Genomic DNA, 8,207 nt, shown 5'->3' with positions numbered 1-8,207 from the left:
GGGTATTCTTTCCGCTGCTTGTAAATTCATTGATCCTACCCACACGGAAGATATCCCAGATATACAGCTTAATTTTGAAGCAAAGGGGTTAGAAATCTTTGAACCAGAGGTCAGTGAGGAGCGCTTAAAACAAGCGCTTGATGATGCTTTAGAATGGGCGGTAACAGACATTGACCTTTCTAAAAGACTTCGCTCTGATTATAGTATAGCTCCTTTGCAACAGGATGTAACGGATAAGGGAGATGATACGGATTATGCTTTGCTTCATCTTGGTGCTCTTGCTTTGTTGGGTGATGTTGAAACCTTGCAATCTTATCAGAAAAGTTTTGCAGCAGAGGATCACCTAGGCTTTGACGAGAGCATCAACAAAACCCACCTTGAACGTGCATTAGCTTTAGCCAAAGAAATAGCAAAAACCAAGCAACTGAGCTACGCTTTGATTGAACGGGCGGCAGAAAAGCTTGATGATCAACAAGAGGTTATCAGCAAGGAGCAATCCCGCTCGTGGAAAGAGAAAATAGTCAATTTTATCGGAAAAAAAGACAAGAAATAGCACCTAAAAAATATCAAAAAGATTTCAGAAATTTAGAAAATAAGACGCGCTCCAAAGCCTTGATCACTAGTTGAGAAACTCAACAGTGGTATGGCTCTGATCATGGTTTTGGTGCAAGATTTTAAAGAAACAACCTATTATTTCATAGATTATCAAAACTCCTTTTTATGGATTATTGTCTATTTTATCGGTTATGTCTGTTTATTTAACAGACGAATCTTATGATTTTAGTGAATGATTAAAATGTGCTTTATGAAAAGCATATGATCCTTTAAGCCTTTCAAAAGATAGCTTGTAACTCATAAGAAATGCTATCAAGACCATTATGGTTATAAGTTTTGGGGGTTTTGGAGGCGCTTTTTACGCCCCCCCTTTACATATTTTTCAATAAAAAATAAAAGTTTATTATATATCAATATGTTAACTTTTATCAAGTTTCCAAAAAAAACAACCTATATCAAAATACAACCTGTAAATTCAACTAATGCTATATGTTTTGTAGGGGTTTTGGGGGGGTGGAAACATTCAAAACCTATAAGTAAAATGAATATACATAACTCTCTTTAAACAAAGCTTTTGAAAAGCATAAAGCTATCATTTTAGATTACGGTATAACCTCTTAAAGGCAATCCAAAGTACAGTGTTTAAAAATGCAAGCCTTATCTTTTAGAATAATGCATATTAGGATTGTATCTAATCAACTTCACAAAAGAGATATAGATTATGGTTATAAGCTCTATACCTCTTATGCGTTTATCATACCCATTATGTGAGCATGCTTTATAAGTTATTCAGTTTCTCTTATTTCCAATTTTGGTAAGTTTTTTACGATTTTCATTGTTTCTAAACTTACAGTAATAACCCTTTGAAATAACTCTAGAGGGTAGGCAGGGTTGCCAATGGTTTCAACAGCATAGCGATTGGCATCATTGACAATACCACTCTTTTTATCAGTCTTAACGCATTGACGCCCCATAACCCATTCAAGAGCAGGCTTTCCATTGACGATATACTTATAAGCTTCAAGAGGGATATCTGTTATTGTGATATTGCTATTATAAATAACAGTGGTTTTATCCTTTTTCTTACTATCCTTAATTTTTGCGAATTTCATTTCAGTTACATAATAAAACTTTTCTGGATTAGAGATCTCTGTAACTTTTGGATTACCCTTTTTAAAGGTCACAGGATAAGGTTCTATGCTTTCATAATTCACGTGCAAATGACCCAATTCACGCCCTGCTGTTACAAATTTCCAAAAATCACCAGCACTCTTTACGCAAGGGATACGAGGTAATTCTTTGCATAAATTATGTGCATAACGGGCACGATAATCTTCCGAATGCAAAATTCCATAAACATAATAAAAGATATCTTCTTTTGTTATATTCTCATTAGGATAAGCGGCTTTAAAATGTGCTAATCCCGCATCTGTAATACCATCACGAACTTTCTTTTTTACATTTGTAGCAAACAAACTCTGGTCATGAGTTTTTTTCTCTTCACAATAGAACATAAGTGGATAGCATTTTGTTGTATCTAATGTGTGATAATTGATTGGTTTATTAGTCATGAGACAGGAAAAATGAGATAGACTTCCTTTACCCGAAATACAAATTCCAAGATTATGCGGAATATCTGAATTAAAAAATTGATGCGTTTGTCCTAGTATCTCATTAAGGAATGGTGATGTATAATGCCACATTGTCATAAACGGGCGATAAAGAACGAGAGCTTTTAGATTTGGTTCAAATTTTGCATCTATTTCTTGCTTCAGTTTGGAACGAAGCCCCCTAGACCATCCAATTTTTGTAGCATCATAATCAATAATTTCTTTTACAGATATAGACGGGTTCTTGGAGATAAGTCGTTTTTGTATATTAAAATATTTGATTGTTTTTTGAATAGATTCATCTAGTGTATCATTCGAAAAATTATAAACCCAAGCATCTCTATTTGATTGTACACCAAGTGAGACTTCTTCAAAAATTTTAGAATCTATAGGGGTACTTTTATCCCCCATAGGTATGAATTGATCAAAATCAGCAACTCTTTGCTTTATCCAATCATGTTTTTCATTAGGCGTAATCTCAATAAACTGTTTGGATTGTATTATTCCTTTTATGCTTTTTAATTTATGTAAGAGATATAATTTCTCCTTTGTAGAAAGGTCATCACCAATATCATGATAGTAAATCTTACACGGTTGTTTTTTATTTGGATTGCGCACAAAAAGAGTTATAACTATTCCACTTTGACTTCCAGAGCCAAAAACATTCCCCCCTTCTTTTGATTGTTCTTTTGATTTTATATTTTTTCGAATATCACCACGAAGATTGATGATATAAATAGCAGAATACTCATTTTGTAAGCATCTTCGCATACCATCCGCAAATATTTTATCTATCCATCCATTTCCAGAAACATAGGCTACAACGCCGCCTTGAGAACTTAAACGATTACTAGCCCATCTAATTGCTTGAATATAACTGTTATAAAGCTCTTTACGGTTAGTACCAACATTCAAACCTGATGCATATGTATTTTTGATGCTATCATTAAGAGTATCATAATGGACGTTTGGATTATTATCATTGGCACTTTTTTGACCTGTTGAATAAGGAGGGTTGCCAACAATAACTTGGATATCTGCTTCCTGCTGTTTTTTACACCGCTCTGAATTCTCAAACATATAGCGTGTAAAAAAATCTTTTTCCTCTAACATCAGAAACGTATCAGTTAAACAAATTCCTTCAAAGGGTATATAATCTCCTTTCATAAGACTATGATAAGTCGATTCAATGTTAATGGCTGCTATGTAATAGGCTAGGAGAACAATCTCGTTGGCTTTGATTTCATTTCGGAACTTATATTCCATATCCTCTGGTTTTATCAGTCCAGATTGTAAAAGCCTTGTGATAAAAGTCCCCGTTCCAGTGAAAGGGTCAAGAATAGAAACACCTCGAGAACTTAAGCTTTGTTCAAACTCTTGCTCTAAAACATCATTGACGGAATGTAAGATAAAATCAACTATTTCAATAGGCGTATAAACAATGCCAAGCTTATCTGTTGTCTTTTTGAATGCTTTGGTAAAAAAATCTTCGTAAAGTCTGATAATAAGATTCTGTTTTGCTCGCGTTTCAATAATATCTTCTGTATCATCCTTTACACTTTGATAAAACTTTTCAAGATCTTTGGCTTCGTCTTTGATATTCATCTTATCAAGTTCTCTTAAGATCTTTTCCATCGCTTGCGAGATGGCGTTTTTACTCACAAACTCATTTCCATCAAACAAGGATTCAAAAATAGGTCGTGTCACAAGGTGTTGCGCCAACATCTCGAGTGCATCCTCTTGCTCGATACTGTCATTTAAACCGTTCTTTAATTCTTTATGAAAGGCATCAAAAGCGTGAAAGGCTTCACTCTTTTTATCAGCGAGTATGCTTTTAAGACGAATAATATGATTTTGTGCAATTGCAGCTACATTGCCAGCCCAATTTCCCCACTGATTAGGCTCTCCACATTTTTTGACAATGATGGGCTTAATAGCACGCGATAATTCATCAACATAAAACTCGAATTCTTTTTGTCCTCCATATTTATAAGAGCTTTCACTTGCTACTGAACCAATATGAAGCCCAACACTTTCCGATTTTGCGTGGAAAGAGAGTTCGTCAACAACAGCGGTCATTGCTTGTAAAGCTGGGTCAAAAGTGACTCCTACAATCTCAAACACATGACGAACATTTTGGTCTAGCTCTAAGGCTTTTATTTTGTTTTTAAAGTTGTCATCATGAGCACGCAAAGCATTGAGAACTTGCCAGATGACATCATACTTCGTATTGTTTTCTAAAGCCTGTTGTGGTGGAATATTAAAGGGAATACCAACGGGTAAAATAATATAGCCTGTTGTTTTACCTTCTGCGCGACGCATCACGCGCCCCACCGCTTGTATCACATCCACATGACTTTTACGCGGGTGTAAAAACATAACCGCATCAAGAGCAGGGACATCGACTCCTTCAGAGAGACATCGGACATTGGTTAACACACGGCAGTTATTCTCATCTGTCTCTTCTTTAAGCCAATCAAGTAATTTATTACGATTTTTGCCATTAAAAGATCCATCAATGTGCTTAACATCAAAGATAAGAGAAGTCTTACTTTCGGGAACAAATTTATGATATTCATCAATGGCGTCATTGAATAGTTCGCTAACTAATTGAGACGTCTTGATATTTTTACAAAAAGCCAGAGAACGACGCATAGGTTTTATGCCATCTTCTTCCTTCTTTTCTATTTGGGAAAGTGCTTTGTAGCAGCCAATGATTTTAGTTGTATCATCAAGAATAAGTTCGGAATTTTTATCTTTAAGGCGTTTCTGAATCGTTGCGTTAATAATTGCTTCATCAACAGCCAAGACGATAACTTTATAGGGTGTTAAAAGTTTATCTTTTAGAGCTTTTGAAAAAGTATACGTGTAAAGATTTTTTCCATAGAGCTCTTCATCATCCATGGACGCCAGAACAGCATCAGATGCGTCAGCCTTCTTTTTCAGCTTGTCGGTAAAGATCTTAGGGGTTGCCGTCATGTACAGACGTTTTTTGCCCCGAATGATGCTGTTATCATGAACCTTGATAAATTCAGATTCACGCTTGTCTGTTCCTAACACAGCTCCAGTGGTACGGTGTGCTTCATCACAGATGATCAGATCAAATTCGGGTAAATCATACTTTTTTTGCGCATCCGAAATCACTTGGATTGAATGGTAAGTCGAAAAGACCACAGTCATTACATCAAGAGAAGTTTTATTGGCTTTACGCGCAAGCTCTTTGGCATCGGTCGTAGCCGGTAAAACAAGGTCTGATGCATCGAGACCAGCTTCATCATCATTTTTATTCTTACGACGCTTACCTACTTGCGTATCCGAACATACGGCAAAGGAACGCAAGGATACTTCTGTATCTTCTGTCCATTCACGAATTGTTTGAGAGATAAGAGCGAGAGAGGGCACCAGAAACAATACACGCTTGCCTTGACCTGCTATGGTTTCTGCTATCTTAAGGCTTGTAAAAGTCTTCCCCGTTCCACATGCCATAATGAGCTTGCCACGGTCTGCTTCTTTTAAACCTTCACAGACTTTCTCAAGGGCTTCTTTTTGATGATCTAAAAGCTTTTTCTTGGGTTTCTCTTTAAGAACAGCTTGTCCTTGTTCTTTATAAGCTCCCCAATCGATTTGACTGTTTTCTAAATCAAACAGATTAATCCGTTGAGGGCGGATTTCTTGCCCCTCACAAGTCAGTTCAACATTGTCACTCCAATCTGTTTCGGTGCTATCAACCAGTATGCGACGGGTGAAGATTTTTTTGCCTGAGGCAGCAATAAAACTATCAATATCTTCTTTTTTAATTATGTGAGAGGCATCATAGCATTTACATTGAATGGCAGCATAACCCCCTTCATCACGGATTGTAGCCACCAGATCAATCCCAATATCCGTTCCATCTTCATCATGCTCTTGCGCCCATTCATAATAAGTCTGAACCTTTTCGTATTCTTGCTTTTGAAGCGGGTCTTCACTCAAATAAACCATGACAAGGTTTTCAAACATGGTTCCTAATTCACGGGGTGATTTAGCTTTTTGACGATAATATTCCAACAGAGAGCGTAAAGTGACGTGTTCATTATCAGAGTTAACAGATTGCAGCATATTGTAATAAAAATCCCTTGCCTTATGATATGATTAATAATCATCAAAAGAATCAAAACGAATTCAATTAAATGCATTTAAAGCAAATAACGATAAAAATGGGAAAAAACTGCTAAAAAAAGCTGATATTTTTTCAAAAGGGGTCTTTAAGGCTGCTTATCAACAGCCCATGACATGGGATAAGATCAGCAAAGTAGTGAAATTTGCTATTCATTTCACGGATTAATCAAGATAAATGTACTACGTGCTTTAAAATATCAGAATGAGTACTTTGATAGGTTTTATAGAGAGGTTTTGTAGGTTCTTAAAACCCCCAAAACCCCTACAAAACCCCTTTTTATATATATCATAGATTGTATTTACAGATTGTGTTTAATATAGGTTGTTTATTTAAAACATTAACGTACTGAAATATAATAACTTTTATTTTTGTTTAAAAAAATAAAATAATACGTATAAAAACACCCCCAAAACTCATAATGGGGAGTGCTTTGAAGAGTTCACTGTTATATTGTTAATGTTCTATAAGATTTCCAAATTGCCTCAGTGTGATGTTTTATGGCTTGTCACTAAGGGATTCCATTCATAGCGTATGGTAGGGCGACCGCCTTGTGAGCTCTTGTCTCCAGAGATTTCACGTATATAGTTACAACGGCATAAAAGCTCTAAAGCTTGCTTAACGGCTTCATTATCTTTGAAACATTTCCAATCACGTTTATAAATATCCCTTGTTGTAAAAACATCGGGTAAACAATCACAACGTTCGACAATTAATTTTGCCCCCTCTGTTGCTAAGCTATCCGCCGCCGCATAAAGCCTTTTGACATGACTTAACAAATATTTTTCCCAATACAAGGCTCTTTCAAGGGCATCTTTATTGATTTCCAAACGCCCACCCTCAACCAGTTCAAAAATCAACGCAAGGGTTGGTATGGTTTGATTCATTTTCAAAAGATGTGCTTTTAAACTTGATGAGAAATGACCATTCTTTATTCTTTTCTGAAAATCTTCCCACCATTCACGAAACATTTCTTGGGCTTCGGCAGAAAAGCGTATAGTTATCGGATATTTTGGTGATCCTAATGGTTTATCATAAAGAGAACGAAAAACCCCTTGATAACTTTCCCATGCCTTTTGATTGGGAGGTCTATCAACCCATAACTGCTCTTGTCGTTCATCGGGATAGATCAGCATTTGAAACCGTTGCATAAGACCATCATCGTTTATTCCACGGTGCATGTCTTGAATAATGGGAATAATACGTGCAGGTTGAATACCCCCTATAATAGAGACAGTTGCATTGGGAATAAAAATGGTTCCCCGTCCTATACGGTCATAGGTGTAAGATTTATTGCCATTAAAAGCGGTTAGATAGAAAGAACGGTCTGATTGATATTCCTTTCTTGCCAGATTAGATAAAAAACCAGCTAATTCATCACGAACCAACAAGAGACCACGGGGGTTTTCTTTTAAGAGTTCCCCAAGCTTTTCAACGGTCACATCATTGACGATAAGACGGCGTTTTATAGAACTGTCATCTTCCTCACTTTCTTTGTGTTCAAGAGTTTGTGAAAGAAGAGCAAGGGCTTGTTCTTCGTCTTGATCTTTGAGTGCTTTATAGGCTTGTTTTTTCTTTTCTCGTTTATCTAATTCACTAAGAATCTCTTTTGTTTCTTGCTGTTTTTTCTTCTTTACCCACTCTTGATGCCATTCATCTTGAAATTCATAAAGAGGTTCTAAAGCAGCGTCCATGGTACCTGTTTTCATGGTCGAAGGTTCCCCCACAATGGTACCCCAGAGATTAGGAACAATTTTCCAATTGGCATGTTGTTTTGGGGCAACCCGCACGCCATTGCCAATCACAGCAGCCAAGCCACACAAAGCAGCGACAGCCACAAAATCGAGAGGCGCTTGTTGACGGTCAGCAACGTCATAAACATAGCG

3 protein-coding genes are annotated in these 8,207 nt (G+C 36.5%); 1 reads left to right on the top strand and 2 read right to left on the bottom strand.

The genetic code is table 11. The features are described from left to right. Positions 1-553: DUF6990 domain-containing protein (locus ACFIL2_RS01220; RefSeq protein ID WP_375680210.1), on the top strand; the 553-nt coding region annotated here is incomplete at its 5' end. Between the two features lie 787 nt (positions 554-1,340). On the opposite strand, the gene ACFIL2_RS01215 is transcribed toward ACFIL2_RS01220, so the two are convergent. Both ACFIL2_RS01215 and ACFIL2_RS01210 read right to left on the bottom strand, forming a co-directional pair. After that, the gene (locus tag ACFIL2_RS01215; RefSeq protein ID WP_375680209.1) at positions 1,341-6,263 is read right to left on the bottom strand and encodes a DEAD/DEAH box helicase; all 4,923 of its coding nucleotides are present in this window, start codon (positions 6,261-6,263) and stop codon (positions 1,341-1,343) included. A gap of 543 nt (positions 6,264-6,806) precedes the next feature. Then, positions 6,807-8,207 (bottom strand): YfjI family protein (locus ACFIL2_RS01210; protein WP_375680208.1); only part of this gene is annotated, 1,401 nt, incomplete at its 5' end.

The sequence above is a fragment of the Bartonella sp. AP30XZML genome (genome assembly GCF_042195945.1).
In the GTDB taxonomy this organism is placed as follows: Bacteria; Pseudomonadota; Alphaproteobacteria; order Rhizobiales; family Rhizobiaceae; genus Bartonella.
Note: the sequence above shows the minus strand (reverse complement) of the source record. Positions and strands in the feature narration are given on the sequence as shown.